The 16,563-nt window shown below is 60.1% G+C and carries 16 protein-coding genes and 2 tRNA genes; 11 read left to right on the top strand and 7 right to left on the bottom strand.

Annotated elements, in window-relative coordinates:
* Positions 1-128: 128 nt before the first annotated feature.
* A complete protein-coding gene (locus QO231_RS07400) occupies positions 129-677 on the top strand; it encodes a hypothetical protein (RefSeq protein WP_316774757.1) in 549 nt (182 codons plus the stop codon).
* Here QO231_RS07400 and QO231_RS07395 read toward each other — a convergent pair.
* Complete coding sequence (locus QO231_RS07395) at positions 653-2,584, bottom strand: AfsR/SARP family transcriptional regulator (RefSeq protein WP_316774756.1); 1,932 nt, start codon at positions 2,582-2,584, stop codon at positions 653-655. The genes QO231_RS07400 and QO231_RS07395 overlap by 25 nt on opposite strands.
* A gap of 6 nt (positions 2,585-2,590) precedes the next feature.
* Positions 2,591-3,415, bottom strand: a complete 825-nt coding sequence (locus QO231_RS07390) for a YcaO-like family protein (RefSeq protein WP_316774755.1) — start codon at positions 3,413-3,415, stop codon at positions 2,591-2,593.
* 49 nt (positions 3,416-3,464) lie between these two features.
* On the opposite strand from QO231_RS07390, the gene QO231_RS07385 reads away from it, so the two are divergent.
* The 3 genes from QO231_RS07385 (at position 3,465) to QO231_RS07375 (ending at position 4,069) form a co-directional block, all read left to right on the top strand.
* Positions 3,465-3,677, top strand: coding sequence for a hypothetical protein (locus tag QO231_RS07385; protein ID WP_316774754.1), 213 nt, complete (start codon positions 3,465-3,467; stop codon positions 3,675-3,677).
* A 63-nt stretch (positions 3,678-3,740) separates the two neighbouring features.
* Positions 3,741-3,817: transfer RNA gene (locus tag QO231_RS07380), tRNA-Asp, on the top strand.
* Positions 3,818-3,992: 175 nt separating this feature from the next.
* Positions 3,993-4,069 (top strand) — tRNA-Asp (locus tag QO231_RS07375).
* 292 nt (positions 4,070-4,361) lie between these two features.
* Here QO231_RS07375 and QO231_RS07370 read toward each other — a convergent pair.
* On the bottom strand, positions 4,362-5,084 hold the full coding sequence (locus QO231_RS07370) for a hypothetical protein (RefSeq protein ID WP_316774753.1): 723 nt from the start codon (positions 5,082-5,084) through the stop codon (positions 4,362-4,364).
* 159 nt (positions 5,085-5,243) lie between these two features.
* Between QO231_RS07370 and QO231_RS07365 the strand changes: the two genes are divergently transcribed.
* Positions 5,244-6,116, top strand: a complete 873-nt coding sequence (locus QO231_RS07365) for a glycosyltransferase family 2 protein (RefSeq protein WP_316774751.1) — start codon at positions 5,244-5,246, stop codon at positions 6,114-6,116.
* Positions 6,117-6,121: 5 nt separating this feature from the next.
* Here the strand turns inward: QO231_RS07365 and QO231_RS07360 are convergent, their stop codons facing one another.
* From QO231_RS07360 to QO231_RS07345, 4 genes are all read right to left on the bottom strand, one after another.
* Positions 6,122-6,874: an META domain-containing protein gene (locus QO231_RS07360; protein WP_316774749.1), complete on the bottom strand. Its 753-nt coding sequence runs from the start codon at positions 6,872-6,874 to the stop codon at positions 6,122-6,124.
* 92 nt (positions 6,875-6,966) lie between these two features.
* Positions 6,967-7,842, bottom strand: a complete 876-nt coding sequence (locus QO231_RS07355; protein ID WP_316774748.1) for an alpha/beta fold hydrolase — start codon at positions 7,840-7,842, stop codon at positions 6,967-6,969.
* Positions 7,839-9,221, bottom strand: coding sequence for a M20/M25/M40 family metallo-hydrolase (locus tag QO231_RS07350; protein ID WP_316774747.1), 1,383 nt, complete (start codon positions 9,219-9,221; stop codon positions 7,839-7,841). Before QO231_RS07350 ends, QO231_RS07355 begins: the two co-directional genes overlap by 4 nt.
* A 62-nt stretch (positions 9,222-9,283) precedes the next feature.
* On the bottom strand, positions 9,284-9,613 hold the full coding sequence (locus tag QO231_RS07345) for a 5-aminolevulinate synthase (RefSeq protein ID WP_316774745.1): 330 nt from the start codon (positions 9,611-9,613) through the stop codon (positions 9,284-9,286).
* Positions 9,614-10,226: 613 nt separating this feature from the next.
* Here QO231_RS07345 and hemA point away from each other — a divergent pair.
* The 6 genes from hemA (at position 10,227) to QO231_RS07315 (ending at position 16,551) form a co-directional block, all read left to right on the top strand.
* Positions 10,227-11,450: a 5-aminolevulinate synthase gene (hemA, locus tag QO231_RS07340; RefSeq protein WP_316774743.1), complete on the top strand. Its 1,224-nt coding sequence runs from the start codon at positions 10,227-10,229 to the stop codon at positions 11,448-11,450.
* A gap of 120 nt (positions 11,451-11,570) precedes the next feature.
* On the top strand, positions 11,571-12,785 hold the full coding sequence (locus tag QO231_RS07335) for a helix-turn-helix domain-containing protein (protein WP_316774741.1): 1,215 nt from the start codon (positions 11,571-11,573) through the stop codon (positions 12,783-12,785).
* 73 nt (positions 12,786-12,858) lie between these two features.
* Positions 12,859-13,989, top strand: coding sequence for a flavodoxin-dependent (E)-4-hydroxy-3-methylbut-2-enyl-diphosphate synthase (gene ispG, locus QO231_RS07330; protein ID WP_316774739.1), 1,131 nt, complete (start codon positions 12,859-12,861; stop codon positions 13,987-13,989).
* 266 nt (positions 13,990-14,255) lie between these two features.
* On the top strand, positions 14,256-14,969 hold the full coding sequence (locus QO231_RS07325) for an ABC transporter permease (protein ID WP_316775001.1): 714 nt from the start codon (positions 14,256-14,258) through the stop codon (positions 14,967-14,969).
* Positions 14,962-15,705, top strand: coding sequence for an ATP-binding cassette domain-containing protein (locus tag QO231_RS07320; RefSeq protein ID WP_316774735.1), 744 nt, complete (start codon positions 14,962-14,964; stop codon positions 15,703-15,705). Before QO231_RS07325 ends, QO231_RS07320 begins: the two co-directional genes overlap by 8 nt.
* A 27-nt stretch (positions 15,706-15,732) precedes the next feature.
* The gene (locus tag QO231_RS07315) at positions 15,733-16,551 is read left to right on the top strand and encodes an extracellular solute-binding protein (RefSeq protein WP_316774734.1); all 819 of its coding nucleotides are present in this window, start codon (positions 15,733-15,735) and stop codon (positions 16,549-16,551) included.
* The last annotated feature ends 12 nt before the right edge of the window (positions 16,552-16,563 follow it).

Raw genomic sequence — 16,563 nt, 5'->3', positions numbered from 1 at the left:
GTGGAACCGTCAATGTTGCGTCAATGCATGCAACCTGCGGCTGACGGATACCTATTCAATTTGGCGGCTTCCCGTATAGTCAGGTTATCCTCCATTGGTGGAACATTGGCTGTTTAGGAGATTTTGAGATGGCACCGCGATACACCGTATTCGGAAACAACCCGATCGAGCTCAAGACGCGCAAGGCGCTGCGGGTGATCGGCGGATTGATCGAGGCATGGAGCATTAACCCCAAAAGCCATCCTTCGGGTGCACGAACAGAGCTTGACGGGCGATTGATCGTTTTCACGAAGGAGGCGTTTGAGCACTCGCTCGCGAACCTGCCGGAAAATGACCGTCTGACCGAGGACGACTATGCGCTCCGCGAGAACATCATTGAGATTGAGTTGCTCTTACGGCGTCCTGACAGGTTCTCCATCGTGTTGCCCGAGCCTGAAGCGATCGAATTTCAGCATACTGCTCTGGAGCAGGATCTCTGGCCGACGGTCAGCCTGCCAAGAATGTACAGCGAGGTGTCCTGGAGTTCATCCGATCAGGATTGGCCGACCCCGTTTGCAGGCGGAACCGCAAGCGATAGCGATGCCGCAGGATACGTTGTTCAGTTGGACGGCGAAAATCCTCTGGATGAATTCCTGCGGCCCTACCTGGCCGGTTATTGTTGTACACAATGCAGCTGAAGCCCTGCCGCGCCTGCCGCACCCTCCGCCATTTTGCGGCGTTGCGTTGAATTGCGGACAGGAAAGCAGGACAGATACCATTCACAGATCGTCTGGCTGCTCGGCTTGGTACTGTCTGTGGAGTGTGATCGTGACAACATTTCGAACTCTGCCCAAGATGTCTGCGCCTCGGCTCTTCGGCCCAGATGCCAGAGCGCGGCGGCCTTCCATGCCGGAACATTGAGGATCGCGGTGCCCGCGTTCTCGGCGGCAGTAACACAGCCCTCGTAATCACCGGCAAGAAACCGGATCGGCATGTGAAACCCCCATTGGAAGGGCGCGGTGGTCCAGCCCTCGCGGATCACTCTCTGGCTGAGTTCGGTGGCAAGGGGCAATTCGTCGGAAAAGGCGGCCCCCAGGCCCGAGGACAGCATCGTCCAGGGATCGTTCGGATTGCACTGCCGCGCCATCGCAAACCCGGCAGAGGCCTGATCGTATTCGCCCAAAAGACAACAGGCCCAGGCCCGGTGCAGATGCGCACGCGCGTCCAGCGGGTCGAGCGCAACCGCCTTGCTCGCAAGTCGCTTGCTCTCCCGGTGGGTCTCTTTCTGGCGGAACATACAGGGCTGCATCAGATGCATCGCGTTCATCAGGCGGGCCAGGCTGCTGTATCCCATCGAGGCCTCGGGTGCCTTTTCGATCACACGCTTGAAGCACCGCGCGGCGGCGGCGCGGCCTTCGGCGCGGAATTCATCCAGATGCTGATTACCGATCAGCCAGTCGTCAAACGCGCTCGCCCCGAATTCGGTCCTTCGCAGTTCCTGTATCCGGGTCAGGGAGACATAGATCGACAGCGAAGACGCCAATCGGCTGACGATGGCAGCCTGGGTTTGCAGCCAGTGATCGGTCAGCTCCGTCCAGCGATCGCTCCACAACGCGGCCCCGTCGCTGCTGCGTTTCAGCACGGCCAGCAACAGGAGTTCGCGTTCGTCGCCACCGATTGAGACGTCGAGCGCATAGTCGACCGGGGCGCTTGCAATGCTCAGATCGACAATCTCGAACGCACGGAAGCGCAGCAGCGTCGCCATCAACTCGGCGCGGAACAGGCAGGCGACACCGGTCGCATAGGATGATCCGCCCGCCGTCACCGGCGTCAATCCGATCCGCAAGTGCTGCGCGGGGTTGGTTTGCATATCCATTGCCGGAGTTGGCTCCTGCGCCTTGATCCTGGCAATCAGGGCAATGGTCTCATGCCCTGGTTCGGCGTCAAACTCTTCTTCCAGATAGGTCCATAGCGCCTCATAGGTCCGCAGGGCCTGTGCGGTTTGACCGTTGGTGTGATGGTACTGGATCAGGAACCGAACAGCCTGTTCGTCGGCAGGATCCAGCGCCAGCAGCGCATCGGCCGCGCGCCGGGCACTCGTCGGGTCCGGCTGCTCCATCAGCTTTGCCAGCCGTTCTCGCAGGCGGTTCTCCATGTCCTGACGCAGCAGGCGCAACCAGCTGTCAAACAACTCGCCGCGCACAGGCTCGGCAGCCAGCAGATAGTCGGGTCGAAGCGCCCCATGAATCAGCTCGTCGCGGACATGGCCAGCGTCGATTTCCTGCAGCAGGAGTCTGACATCGGTTTCGACGAAATCCGGTTCCAGCGCAACGCGCGTCCGGTCGGCGCGCAGAACAGGTGCAAGCGGTGTGTCCGGGCGGCTCAGCGCGTGGAGCGCCTGCCGCAGGTTCTGGCGAGCCCGTGCGTCTACTGACGATTCCCAGATTGTTGCGGCAAGACGCCCGCGATCCTCGGAATGATTCTTGCAGACCGCAAGATAGGCGAGAATTGCCCGCGCCGAAGCCGATCTTACCGGGATCTCCTCACCCGCCAGCGTGACCCGAAAGCGTCCAAAGAGGTGGAGGCGCAGATTGGGTTCAGGCATGAGGTGTCAGGCTCCGTAGAGTTTCCAGCGCAACGCAGTGTCGCACCAATTTTCACCGGACGAAACCACCTCAAGGTCGGCAGATGTCGCGATCACGATCCGATGCCCGTCAATGGCGTGTTCAAGCTGGTTTACGGCGACTGGAATGCCCGCGTCGGCGAGGGCCTTGAAAAGGTCGCCTTGAAACCTGTTGTTCGTGTCGCCGGCTTCTTGAAAATGATCGGTCATGGTTTCGACCGAGAGCAAATCTGCTCGATCCAGAATGTGCAGTTCTGATCCTGTCAACTCAACACCTCCGGCTTTGCGGTGTTGAATGACGGACAGGCCGAATTCCATCTGAAAGAGTTCGCGCAACGCTGCGGTCATCGCTTTGGGTCCATCCATCCCGCATGCCGTGCCAAAACAAAGTGAATGGCCGGATCGATCACAGGACCAGGCGACACAGGTCGGCGGCAACAGTGGGTTGCCAAGTTGCAGCAACCCTGTCCGGCGGGGCGTGCGACGTTTCCAATTCTCTTGCGCTCTTGCAAAAGCGGCCTCTGTAGGTGGGCCGGGTTGGCTCGCGGGCAAGGTCCCGGCCCACCACGACTGACAGGTCCAGCGTTCGATCAGTTCCAGTATGGCGCGAGATTGAACCTGGGCCACGCCATCGCGGCCAGCGGCCATCCCAAAGATCGGCGCGGTCGCTTGCGCCCAGGGCAGGGCACCACGCTCTCCTCGCAGCGCATGTGCCATCCGCTCTGCACGCTCACCATCGTGACGCAGTTCCGCCTCCGCGATATTGGTTCCGATGCCCGTCGCGCTAATCGCGCGGCCATCGTGCTGCGTCACCGAGGCCTGGACAAAAAGCGCTGGAACATCTGGTAGAGGACCACGGAACATGCACAAACGGAACATCGACGCGGCGAATAGTCAATTCCGCATGGGCGTCAGCAACGGCTTCGAGATGTTGTACCGGGCGCATCCAAGTGAGGGAGCCACATGGGCCGTTCTCTGGCCGCGGATGGCCAGCCATGTCCCGGATGCAGCGAGGGCGCATCGTGGCGCGGGGCACAGTTCGGGCGAAGACCGCGAATGCGCCACGGAAAAATGAATTTCTGCGCAAACCCGGCTTGACGGGGCAGGGAGCGCGCCATATTACCGCCTGACGCAGCGGGCGGTTGTAGCTCAGCTGGTTAGAGTGCCGGCCTGTCACGCCGGAGGTCGCGGGTTCGAGCCCCGTCAACCGCGCCACTGCTGCGTATTCCCCGCGAACAACGAGACAGGCTCGCGATTACCGGCCTTTTCGTTTTCCCTGTGGTTTTCCGATGACTGCGGGTCCCAGGGGATTACCGGGAAACGCAGAGGTGGCATGGTTCCTTTATGCGCTTGACGATGGCAATTGCTTCGCCTATCCCGCCGCTACTGCGCGGTTGTAGCTCAGCTGGTTAGAGTGCCGGCCTGTCACGCCGGAGGTCGCGGGTTCGAGCCCCGTCAACCGCGCCACTTCCTCCTTTTTTTGTGCTGCGTTTCGATGCCAAGCCGTGTGGGCACCCTTCACGCATTGGCTTGAATTGCCACGCAAATGCATCGACGATGCGCACACACGGCATGCGCGAAGGCGCCGAAATGTCCCGTTCTGCCATTGGCTGGGTATAGGTCGTCGGCGCGCGTGCGATCTCACTCGTGGCGGGCAGGGTACCTGATCAGAGACCCTGGCCGATGGTCTGGGGCGAGTCGGCGTCTTGCATCGGACGCGACCGGCGGGATTGGCTGAAGCGCGCTTTGGCAAACGCCGCTAGGTTTCGTCACTCTCATAGAGATATCCGAGTCGGGCCTCTGCGTCCCGATCAAGATGCGCCAAAAGATAAGCGAGATCATCCGATGAAATACGGTCCGGGGTTTGCGGGCGCTGTTGGACCGCTGGTTTGAATTTGGAGCCCAGTCGTTTGCCGACCGGACGAAACGGGGTTTCGCGCCGAGGTTGCTCAAGGGCCGAAAGCAGAGCGTCGATGCGGCGTTCGGGTTCGGTCTGAACCTCTTCCATCCGCAGGACGACACAGGTGCAGTCGCGGTTCAGGTATCCCATCAGCGACGCAAGTTTGGCACGACGCAGCGCCATGAGGTTTTCGAATGTCCTGCCGGTAACCGGATCGCGATCCTGCAATAGAGGCTGACCAACTGTATCGGCGACGCCGTCGAAGTAGCGGGGGCGGTCGATGACGGTCTGCCAAGGCGTGCGAATGAAATCGGAAAACGCCAGTCGCTGCAGCTCTGGCACCGTATGCCAGGGTTTGGAGTGCATCGACAGTGCCCAGTCCACCGCGTTTCGGACGACGCAGATCACCGCAAGATCGGCAGGGATCGCCATGGCCTGGGGGAAACCGTGTTTCCAGCCGAGCGCCTCTGTTGGCTGCAATGCGGAATTGCGACCCAGAAGCCTTTTGACGAGGTTGGTGCCGGATGATCGCTCACCAAGCACCTGAAAGCGGGTCGGGGGCGTATCGGCGCGCTGCGCCATCAATCCGGTTCGGGCAAAGTCAGCAGTGAGCAGGGCGTGATCCTTCTAGCATCTGATGCGGATGTTTCAGGGCGACGGAAACCCGAAATTAGAAATTCTCTTATACCGCCATTGCCGCTAAGACTAAGCCAAAACGCAACAGCGAGCAGGATTGCATTCATGCAGACAGCGGCGGCCCTGACGATGGTACGCGATGATGCCTTTTTCCTGAAGGCGTGGTTGCGTCACTACGGTGGCCTGCTGGGTCGGCAGAACTGCTACATCGTCAATCACGGGCGCGGCGAGATCGTGTCCGACCTGGCGCAAGGGTGCAACGTGATCGGCATTCCGGGCGATCCGCACAAGAATTTCGACATGAAGCGCTGGCGGATGCTAAACAATGTCGTGATGGGGCTGCGTTGCTATTATGATCATGTGATCGTTGGTGATGTGGATGAACTGGTCGTGCTGGATCCCGTGGCCGGGATCGACCTGCCAGAGTTCCTGAAGGCGATTCCTCCCAACCGGGTTCTGACGCCGCTGGGTTTGGAAGTGATCCACCGGGTTGAGCTTGAGCCTGACAGGATTGAAGGTCGAATCCTCGGGCCACGCCGTCATGTGCGGCCAGCACCGCACTATTCGAAACCCTGCGTGATTTCGGCAGGGACCAAGATCGCGCGCGGCGGGCATTTTACCCAGTATGAGCGATTGCACACCCCCGATCATCTATACCTTCTGCACCTCAAATTCTGCGATCTGGCCGCCTATTCCGAGGCGATGGATCGGCGCAACGTGATCAGTGCGGCAACGGGAGCCGGGATCAAGGAGGCCGCGATCGGCCGCCACTGGTTTGCCGAATCGCGCGGCAATGACCGCGCGGTGTTCGAGGCGTTTTCGGCGTTGAAAATGCAGGACGGATTTGAGATGGGGCCGCTGCGCCGACGCATGCATCGGACCTGGAAGAAACGCGGCGAAACCGGGTATTGGGAGTTCGACTGCCCCGATTTCGATACCCAATACCTGTTGCCCGAACGGTTCAGCGGACTGGTCTGAACCGGCTACCTGCGCCGCGCCCTGAGTGTCTTGCCCGCCTCGCCGGTCAGGATCAGGGCGCGGGTTTCATCCATGGCAGCGCGAAGCGGCGAGGCGATTGTCTCGAAAAACCGGTTCTCCTGATTGCTGATCGCTTCGGGGCAGGCCATCCGGGTGGATGCCAAGGGGCCAATGCTCAGCATATCTCCGGACAACTCATAGGTGCCGGAGTAGCGGTTGCATCCCCCCGTGCCCGAAAGCTGGCCATCGGTGCCAAAGACGAGCGTTGTTTGCAGGATATCCATGACACCTTCGCCATTGATATCCTCCACCAGCCATTCGCCACCTACGAGATGCAACCGTGTTGCCGCTACCTGCCTGAGCGTGAGCAAACCAAGATCAGCCCGCCTCTGCAAAGGATCGACGGGATAGACGGTATCGGTTGTCCAGCGCAGGGTGCCGTCACTGTCGTGGATCGTCGCGCGCAGCGCATAGCTATGCCCGGTTGCCATACTGGTCTTTGGTATCTTGAGTTCGAACGGGGCGGGCACACCGGAAATCGCGAATTCGATCTGTGCGATCACGGGGGCTGCGACATCCTGTCGTGATACATCGCTCAGGGTGATGGTCGCCACACTCTCCGGCCATAGTGCGCTACGTTCGCGATAGCCGATCTCGCCGGTCACGGTGATCATGTCAGTGTCCTTTGCCTGTGCCGGAACGGTCAGGGCAACAAGGACCGAAAGAAAGGAAGAGAGAACCAGCGAGATGGGCCGCATGAGAGTGATCCTATTGGTTTGTCCGTGGAGGTTGCGCCCTCAAGATGGGGGTCTGCCATGCCGGTGCAAGGTTGGCCGCAAATGACGCCGGGTCATTGCTCCGTCAGGAAATCCTGTACGACTTCGGCGGTCTCCGCAGGATGCAGGTCGGGAAAGAAATGACCGCCGGGCAGCGCGCGGGCGCGCATGTCAGTCAGCCGATCAGCCCAGCTTGCAGGAACATCGTACGCCTTGGCCATCGCGCCATCCACGCCGTAGAGCACGAGCGAAGGGCAGGTCACGCGACGCCCGAGATCGGCGGCATCATGGGCAAAGTCGTATTGGATCGCCGCGCGATAGTCGTTGCACATCGCGGCAATGGCGTCAGGCCAGCGCCAGCTTTGCCTGTAGGCATACAGCGCCTCGGGATCGAAGTCTTCAAGCTCGGCTCCGCCCCATGCCGTGAGGCAGCTCTCGTAATACCAGTCGCTGTCCTGTCCGATCATGGTCTCGGGGAAGGGAGCGGGTTGAGCGAGAAAGAACCAGTGATAATAGGCGGTTGCCACCTCTTTGCCCAGCTTATCCAGCAGAAAATGCGTCGGAACGATGTCCATCAGGGTCAGGCTGCGCACAGCTTTCGCTGAGTCCAGCGCCAGACGATGCGCGGTGCGTGCGCCCCTGTCGTGCCCGACCAGATGAAAGCTGTCAAACCCCAGCGATGCCATCAGCGCCCGCTGATCGGCGGCCATGTTGCGAAAGGAATACTCCTGAACCGCCTCCGGCTTGCTGCTCTCGCCATAGCCCCGCAGATCGGCGGCGATCACCGTGAAGCGTTGCGCCAGAACGGGGGCAATTCCACGCCACATGGCGCGCATCTGGGGAAAGCCGTGCAACAGCAGAACCGGCGGACCATCGCCGGCGCGGGAATAGGCGATGGTCTGGCCGTTCACCTCGGCACTGGCATCGGTGAAACCGGGAAGGACGCTCATGCCCGGGTCAGCGCATCAAGTATGCGCGCCCAGCTGCGGATGCCTTTGTGAAAGCTGGCAAGATTGTACTTCTCGTTGGGTGAATGAATGGCATCGTCCTCGTTGGCATAGCCGATCAACATCGAATCCAGTCCAAGAATGTCCTTGAAGAACCCGGCAATGGGAATCGATCCGCCCATGCCCACGATCACCGCTTCGCGGTTCCATTCATTTGACAGCGCCTGTCGCGCGGCCTCGAATTCCGGGCGATCGGTGTTCATGACCGAGGCGGGGGACCCATCCAGATCGCCATCCCATGTGACTCGTGCGTCGGGCGACAAACGAGTCTCGACGTGGGCGCGAATGCGCGTGCGCAGGCGATCGGGATCCATGTCGCCGACCAGCCGACAGGTCAGCTTGCAATGCGCCTCGGCGGGGATCACGGTCTTGGTTCCGGCCCCTTGATAGCCACCCCACAGCCCGTTGATTTCAAGGGTCGGGCGGGCCCATTGCTGTTCCAGCGTCGAATAGGCCTTCTCACCATGTGCCTGGGTGTATCCGACCCCGCCAAGATAGGCGGCTTCGTCAAAGCCGCAGTTCTGCCACTGGCGCAGCATCTCGTCGGACACCTCGGGGACGCCTTCGTAAAATCCATCGACCGCCACGGCCCCTGTTTCAGTGTCGTGAAACGAGGCAACGATCCGCGAGATTTCGCGCAACGGGTTCAGGCCCGGTCCACCGTAATGGCCGGAATGCAGATCGCGGGTCGGCCCGTGGATGGTAAATTCATCCTTGAGCATCCCGCGCAGCTGCCCCGCGATGGACGGTACACCAGGCGAGACCATTGCCGTATCGCAAATCAGCGCAATATCGGCCGTCAACTCGTCTGCGTGTTCTTTCATGAACGGCACCAGGCTGGGAGAGCCGCTTTCTTCTTCGCCTTCCAGAAAGAAGGTCAGCTTGCAGGGCAGGGTGCCATGTACCGCCTTCCACGCCCGGCAGGCTTCGACAAAGGTCATCAACTGTCCCTTGTCATCCGAACTGCCGCGACCGCGGATCACCTTGCCTGCGGGCGTGTCTTGGATGTCAGGATCGAACGGGTCGAGATTCCAGAGGTTCAGCGGATCGACAGGCTGAACGTCATAGTGTCCATAAAACAGCAGGTGCGGGCCGGTGCCGTCCAGATGGCCAACGACCATGGGGTGACCCGGTGTCGCGCGCTTTTCCGTGGTGATGCCAAGGCTGTTGAGGTCAGAGACCAGCCAATCGGCGGCCCGGTCGCAATCCGATTTGAAGGCCGGATCGGTCGAGATCGACGGGATGCGCAGGAGATCCATGAGGCGGTCTGTTGCGGCGGGCAGATCCGTGTCGATGCGTGAAAGAACGTCGGTCAGGGACATTTTCGGCTCCGGTTGATGCGAGTCGCTCCGACCGTATCAGCGCCGCATCGGGTGTCCAGCCATCACTGCGACACCAGGATCATCCCGACCAGCACCATTGCCCCGCCCGAGAGCTGGACCGGTGTCAGGCGATCGCCGATCACGGCGGCGACGGACAGCACGAGCAGCGATTCAACCGCGATGATCCCGAGGTAGATGACCGACAGGTTCGCCTGTCGCAACAGCGTGATCTCTGCCAGTGCCGCTCCTGCCAGCCCGGTCGCCATCAACACCAGTGCCAAGGCATTCAATTGGTAGGAGGCGAGTTTCATGCCGAGGGTCGCGATCGCGTAACCGCTTGCGGTCAGCGCCATGAGAATGACTGTTGTGGTCATGTTGATCTGGGCTGTCATCTGGGCCTCCCGATGGAACAAGCGATGGGCGCAGAGACTCTGCGGGGCTCCCTTGGGGAAACGCGGTGCATCGGGGCGGACTGTCCCTTTCGGGATTTCCTATCCGGTGCTCTGCATTCGGGGATTTCGATTGCGTTGTGGGGTAGTTTGGCAGCAATCAGCCCCGAAACCGTGTATCGGGTGCCGATTGCTGCCGTTTCCTCGTCTGGAACCCGCCACAGGGCGGGCTTGCGTTACCTATCAACAAAAAAACACATCACCAAAAACACGACGCCGACGGGGAAGGGCGAAACACTTAACTGACTACGAAACTCAAAATGAAAACCGTTGAACCGAGAACTGAACCGAAACCAAAGGGTTGAAATCATTACTTAACCTATGGATGAGCATCTCTTTTTGAGGTCAGAAGAACAAGTCAGGAATACCCGACCCTGTCGTGCTCGTGGATGACGCGGAAAACGGCATTTGATTCAGATCAGTGCTGCGACATGACGCCGGTTGATAGGAGTTGATCAACGGTCGCACAAACTATAATCATTCCAGAACGTGAATGCGGCCTTGCCGTTTAGAAATGCTGTCGCTGAGTCCGGCACGACAAGAGATGGAGGAGCGCGTGGATTATACCGCAAAGCTCGACACCGCAATTGCGCGCCTGCACGACGAAGGCCGCTATCGCACATTCATTGATATTGAGCGCCGCAAGGGGCATTATCCGCACGCGGTGTGGACGCGCCCGGATGGCAGTGAGTCAGAGATCAGTGTCTGGTGTGGCAACGACTATCTTGGCATGGGACAGAATCCTGTTGTTCTGGACGCGATGAAATCGGCGCTCGATGCTGCCGGCGCGGGATCCGGCGGGACGCGCAACATCTCGGGCACGACGGTTTACCACAAGCGGCTCGAGGCCGAACTTGCCGACCTGCACGGCAAGGAAAGTGCCTTGCTGTTTACCAGCGCCTATATCGCCAACGATGCGACGCTGAGCACGCTGCCCAAGCTGTTCCCGGGTCTGATCATCTATTCCGATGAGCTGAACCACGCGTCAATGATCGAAGGCGTTCGACGCAATGGCGGATCCAAGCGAATCTTCCGGCACAATGATGTGACGCATTTGCGGGAACTGCTGGAGGCGGATGATCCGCACGCTCCCAAGTTGATCGCCTTTGAGTCGATCTATTCGATGGATGGCGATTTCGGGCCAATTGAAGCGATCTGCGATCTGGCGGACGAATTCAATGCGCTCACCTATATCGACGAGGTTCACGCGGTTGGCATGTACGGTCCGCGCGGGGCCGGGGTTGCCGAGCGTGACCGGCTGATGCACCGGCTGGACATCATCAACGGCACGCTTGCCAAGGCTTATGGCGTGATGGGCGGCTATATAGCTGCCAGCTTCAAGATGTGCGATGCGATCCGCTCCTATGCACCGGGATTCATTTTCACGACGTCTTTGCCACCTGCCGTTGCCGCAGGCGCAGCCGCGTCGGTGGCCTATCTCAAGAAGGCGCAGGATCTGCGCGAGACTCATCAGACCCAGGCGCGCATTCTGAAAATGCGCCTAAAGGCGATGGGCTTGCCGATCATCGACCACGGCAGCCACATCGTGCCTGTCATTGTCGGCGACCCGGTGCACACAAAAAAACTGAGCGACATGTTGCTTCAGGACTATGGCATCTATGTTCAACCGATCAACTTTCCGACGGTACCGCGGGGAACCGAGCGGCTTCGCTTTACGCCGTCGCCCGTGCATGACCCCAAGGAAATGGACCGCCTTGTCGCCGCAATGGACGCCCTGTGGTCGCATTGTGCGCTGAATCGCGCCGAACTGTCCGCTTGAAATCAAGTCTGTGTGCAAATTGCTTGTGCTGTGTTAGCATAATCTAAAGAAGAGCGTGAACGAGTCGATAGGGACGACTCAAAACGCGTGACGGGACGCAGCAGTCGATATGGGGCAGGCATGATTGGGCGCAAGCAGACGCGCACATCAGAGGTCAAAGAAGATATCGTGAGACCCAAGGGGTTTGACGACTTTGATTTGCGTCTGGGTGATACCATGCGCGGCGAACGCGCGACGATGGGCAAATCTCTGCTGGATGTTCAGCGGGAGTTGCGTATCAAGGCATCCTACGTCGCGGCGATCGAAAACTCCGACCCATCAGCCTTTGACACGCCCGGTTTTATTGCGGGCTACGTGCGCTCCTATGCGCGCTACCTGAACATGGACCCGGACGAATCCTTTGCGGCCTTCTGCAAGGAAAGCGGATTTACCGTCGCCCACGGCATGTCCGCCGCTGCATCAACAGTCAAGAAGCAGAAGAGCGGCGCTGGAAATGCGGGCCGAGACAGCCTGAGCGATCCGTTCACAACTCCCAACATGCCCTTTGTCCCTTCGCGGGAAAGCGCTCTGAGCCATATTGAGCCGCGGGCCGTCGGTTCAATGATGGTGCTTTTGGCGCTGATCGGCGGGATTGGCTATGGCGGCTGGAGCGTGCTCAAGCAGGTGCAGCAGGTTCAACTCGCTCCGGTAGAGCAGGCGCCTGTTGTCTTGTCGGATCTTGATCCCTTGAAGGGTGCAATTCAGCCCGCTGACGTAGACGCGACCACCACGCGCGCGGACGCCCTTGATCGTCTCTATCGGCCACAGGCGCTGGATGTGCCGGTGTTGGTCGCACGTGACGCTCCGATTTCCACTCTCGATCCGCGCAACGTGGGTACGTTCAGCCAGCCAGACTTGCCCGAGATACAGACTGCGGGCAATACACAGTCCTTTGACCCTCGCCTGGATGGGCCGCGTCCCGAAGGCACGCTTGTACCCCAGGTCGTGGAAAATGCTGCGCCGCAGCTACAGATGGTTGCCGTGCGACCGTCATGGGTACGGGTGACGGCGGCTGATGGAACGGTGATCTTTGAAGGGATCATGGAAGGCGGCCAAAGCTATGATGTGCCGCTGACCGAAGAGCCGCCGGTCCTGCGGGCGGGCGAGTCCGGGGCGATTTATTTTGCCTACCAGAACCAGCATTTTGGCCCGGTCGGCGAACGCGGCCGGGTCACGTCCAACATGCCATTGTCCATCGAAACGGTGCAGGAACGGTTCCAGGTGGCGGATCTGGAGCAGGACCGCGATCTCGCGCGTATGGTCGCAGAAGCCAACACCACGCCGACGCAACCCTGATCCGACCATTGCCGTTGGTGCGCGGGCGAACTATCTAAGACCAGTAATCCAAACGGAACATGGACCTGTTGTCATGTCGCTCAATCCCGTTCGCCCCTGGCGCAACATCTATCGTCGCGAATCCCGCCGGATCATGGTTGGCACCGTTCCGGTAGGCGGGGATTCTCCGATAACCGTCCAGACCATGACCAACACGCTGACCACCGATGTGGCGGCGACGGTGGCGCAGGTTCAGGCCGCTGCGGAGGCGGGTGCCGATATCGTGCGGATTTCGGTTCCCGACGAAGACTCGTCAAGGGCGCTGAAAGAGATCGTTGCCGAAAGCCCCGTACCGATCGTTGCGGATATTCATTTTCACTATCGCCGCGGCATCGAGGCGGCAGAAGCGGGCGCGGCCTGCTTGCGGATCAACCCGGGCAATATTGGGTCTCCGGACCGTGTGCGCGAAGTCATTGGCGCGGCGCGCGATCATGGCTGTTCGATCAGGATCGGTGTCAATGCCGGGAGCCTCGAGAAGCATCTGCTTGAGAAATACGGCGAACCTTGCCCGGATGCGATGGTCGAAAGCGGGTTGGAGCACATCCGCATTCTTCAGGACAACGATTTCCACGAATTCAAGATCAGCGTGAAGGCATCTGATGTGTTCATGGCGGCGGCGGCCTATCAACAACTGGCCGAAGCGACCGACGCGCCCATCCATCTGGGGATCACGGAAGCTGGCGGCTTTGTCAGTGGCACGATCAAATCTGCGATCGGGCTCGGCAACCTGCTCTGGATGGGAATCGGCGATACGATCCGGGTCAGCCTGAGCGCGGATCCGGTGGAAGAGGTCAAGGTCGGCTATGAAATCCTGAAGTCCCTGGGATTGCGGCACCGCGGAGTGAACATCATCAGTTGCCCAAGCTGTGCGCGGCAGGGGTTTGACGTGATCAAGACCGTTGAAGTGCTGGAGCAACGGCTGGAGCATATCAGGACACCAATGAGTCTTTCGATCATCGGGTGTGTGGTGAATGGCCCCGGTGAAGCGTTGATGACGGATGTCGGGTTCACCGGCGGCGGCGCGGGCAGCGGGATGGTCTATCTCGCGGGCAAGCAGAGCCACAAACTCGGCAATGACGCGATGATCGAACATATCGTCGAACAGGTTGAGAAGAAAGCTGCGGAAATCGAAGCGGCGGAAGTGGCCGCGCAGGCCGCAGAATAGCGCTTCGTTACATTCTTTGACGGCATTTGGCGCGGTCTGGTGACTGGATTGTCCGAAGGGCTATGTCAACAGGGTTCCGGCTGTACGGGCCGTTTTCACCGTCGAATCAAAAACCGAACATTCAGATACGCAGACGCCGCTAAGAACGCGCAGCGTCAAATCCGGGCGCTCGCCCATGCTTGTGCGGCTAAGATCGGGGATGACGAATTGCGATTGCTGTGACATAAATTGCATATGATCCGAAAATAGATATGTATCCGGAAATAATGCATAGCTTTTCGCAAGAATTCATATCTGCCATGACGCTGATCCTCACAGGGGATTCGGACCTCTGGGCGATTGTTCTGCTGTCTCTGCGGGTATCGCTTATGGCAGTGTTGATCGCCGCCTTGATCGGCATGCCGTTGGGTGCGGCACTGGCGGTCGGTCGATTTCCGGGGCGGCGGTTGGTGGTCGTATTGCTGAATGCGCTGTTGGGCCTGCCGCCTGTCGTGGTGGGTCTGCTGGTCTATCTGATGCTATCCCGATCCGGGCCATTGGGTGTCTTGCACCTGCTTTATACTCCGACCGCAATGATTGTAGCGCAGGTGGTTCTGGTGACTCCGATCATCGCCGCGCTGACCCGCCAGACCGTCGAAACGCTGGATGCCGAATATGCCGAACAGTTGCGCAGCATGGGGGTGTCGGGTCTGGCGTCGGTGCCAACGCTGGTCTGGGACGGCCGGATTGCCCTGTTGACCGCGCTGCTGGCTGGATTCGGGCGCGCGATTGCCGAAGTTGGTGCCGTTATCATGGTCGGCGGCAATATCAATCATGTAACGCGGGTCATGACCACGACGATTGCTCTCGAAACGTCAAAAGGTAATCTGGCGCTGGCACTGGCGCTTGGGGCCATCCTGATCGGGATCGCGGTCAGCGTTACCGGTTTGGTCAGCCTGCTTGCGTTGCGTGAAGGTCAGGGAGAGATGCGTCATGCGTGATCTCCTGACGGACGAGGCGTTTGGCGAGGCGCTGATTGAGGCCAGAGATCTTCGGATCGGACGCAATGGCGGAACGTTGCTGGATGTTGCCCATCTGGCGCTGGACGGGCAGGGGCCGACGGTCATCCTGGGTCCAAACGGCGCGGGAAAAAGCCTGCTGCTGCGCTGTCTTCACGGGCTTATCGCGCCGGACCGCGGGCAGGTACGCCAGAATGGGGCGCTCTTGAACGCCGCCGCGCGGGCACGACAGGCGATGGTGTTTCAGAAACCGGTTCTGTTGCGTCGATCCGTTGCGGCGAATCTGGACTTTGTCCTGAAACGACAGAAGCTCACACGATCCGATCGCAAGGCGCGGATCGCGGTTCTGCTCGAAGAGGGCGGACTCTCTGGCAAGGCCCGGCAACCGGCGCGCAGCCTGTCAGGGGGAGAAGCTCAGCGTCTTGCGGTATTGCGGGCGCTGGCGAGCGCGCCGGATATCCTGTTTCTCGACGAACCGACCAGCGCTCTGGACCCGGCGGCGACACAGGATATCGAGGCCATGGTCCTGCGGGCTGCGCGGCGCGGAACACGGATCGTCATGGTGACACATGATATCGGCCAAGCCCGACGTCTGGGTCATGACATCGTGCTGATGCAGGCCGGACAGATTGCGGAACATGCCCTCGCGCATGACTTTTTTGATTCCCCTCAAAGCCAGGCCGCGCGGCGGTTTCTGGCGGGGGCGCTGGTTTTGTAATCCCAAGCATCGATGGAGACCATGAATATGATCGGGAAATTTGTCCGGGGCCTTGTGTTGGGCTTGGCGCTGACTACAGGAGCGGCGGCGCTCGCGGATGGAGGTTTTATCGTTGTGCAATCCACGACGTCGACACAGAATTCGGGATTGCTCGATGCGATCCTGGCCGGGTTTCAGGAAAAGTCCGGCATCGAGGTGCGGGTCGTGGCGGTTGGCACCGGGCAGGCGATCAAGAATGCGATGAACGGCGATGGTGATGTGTTGCTGGTTCATTCAAGGCCGGCGGAAGAGCAATTCGTCGCGGACGGCTGGGGCGTGGAACGCCAGGACGTGATGTACAATGATTTTGTGTTGATCGGACCACAGGAGGACCCTGCCGGACTCGGCGGTGGCGACGATATTGTCGCGGCCCTAAAGGAGATTGCCAGTGCCCGGGCCCGGTTTGCCTCGCGCGGAGATGACAGCGGCACCCACAAGGCGGAACTGCGCCATTGGGGTGCTGCGGAGGTCGATGTGAGGGCGCATTCAGGCGACTGGTACCGCGAAACCGGGTCGGGCATGGGCGCGACCCTGAACGCGGCTGCCGGGATGGAAGCCTATGTGCTCAGCGATCGCGCGACCTGGATCGCCTTTGGCAACAAGGACGGAATGGAAATCCTCGTTGAAGGCGACCCGCGCCTGTTCAATCAGTATGGGGTCATCCTTGTGAGCCCGGATCGTCATCCCGACGTCAAGGCGGTGGAGGGACAGGCATTTATCGACTGGCTGACCGGTGCAGAGGGGCAGGCGGCCATTGCGGCCTACCAGCGTGACGGGCAGCAGCTGTTTTTTCCGAACGCGCAATAGGGCTTGCGTCGG

This window comes from Sedimentitalea todarodis (genome assembly GCF_032595355.1).
GTDB classification, from domain to species: domain Bacteria; phylum Pseudomonadota; class Alphaproteobacteria; order Rhodobacterales; family Rhodobacteraceae; genus Sedimentitalea; species Sedimentitalea todarodis.
This window is presented reverse-complemented; position numbering and strand designations above follow the sequence as displayed.

Bases quoted from the DNA above. Each gene is read 5' to 3' on its own strand.
- QO231_RS07400 (WP_316774757.1), top strand. From the start codon at position 129: ATGGCACCGCGATACACCGTATTCGGAAACAACCCGATCGAGCTCAAG.
- QO231_RS07395 (WP_316774756.1), bottom strand. From the start codon at position 2,584: ATGCCTGAACCCAATCTGCGCCTCCACCTCTTTGGACGCTTTCGGGTC.
- QO231_RS07385 (WP_316774754.1), top strand. From the start codon at position 3,465: ATGCACAAACGGAACATCGACGCGGCGAATAGTCAATTCCGCATGGGC.
- QO231_RS07370 (WP_316774753.1), bottom strand. From the start codon at position 5,084: ATGGCGCAGCGCGCCGATACGCCCCCGACCCGCTTTCAGGTGCTTGGT.
- QO231_RS07365 (WP_316774751.1), top strand. From the start codon at position 5,244: ATGCAGACAGCGGCGGCCCTGACGATGGTACGCGATGATGCCTTTTTC.
- QO231_RS07360 (WP_316774749.1), bottom strand. From the start codon at position 6,874: ATGCGGCCCATCTCGCTGGTTCTCTCTTCCTTTCTTTCGGTCCTTGTT.
- QO231_RS07355 (WP_316774748.1), bottom strand. From the start codon at position 7,842: ATGAGCGTCCTTCCCGGTTTCACCGATGCCAGTGCCGAGGTGAACGGC.
- QO231_RS07350 (WP_316774747.1), bottom strand. From the start codon at position 9,221: ATGTCCCTGACCGACGTTCTTTCACGCATCGACACGGATCTGCCCGCC.
- QO231_RS07345 (WP_316774745.1), bottom strand. From the start codon at position 9,613: ATGACAGCCCAGATCAACATGACCACAACAGTCATTCTCATGGCGCTG.
- QO231_RS07335 (WP_316774741.1), top strand. From the start codon at position 11,571: ATGATTGGGCGCAAGCAGACGCGCACATCAGAGGTCAAAGAAGATATC.
- ispG (WP_316774739.1), top strand. From the start codon at position 12,859: ATGTCGCTCAATCCCGTTCGCCCCTGGCGCAACATCTATCGTCGCGAA.
- QO231_RS07325 (WP_316775001.1), top strand. From the start codon at position 14,256: ATGCATAGCTTTTCGCAAGAATTCATATCTGCCATGACGCTGATCCTC.
- QO231_RS07320 (WP_316774735.1), top strand. From the start codon at position 14,962: ATGCGTGATCTCCTGACGGACGAGGCGTTTGGCGAGGCGCTGATTGAG.
- QO231_RS07315 (WP_316774734.1), top strand. From the start codon at position 15,733: ATGATCGGGAAATTTGTCCGGGGCCTTGTGTTGGGCTTGGCGCTGACT.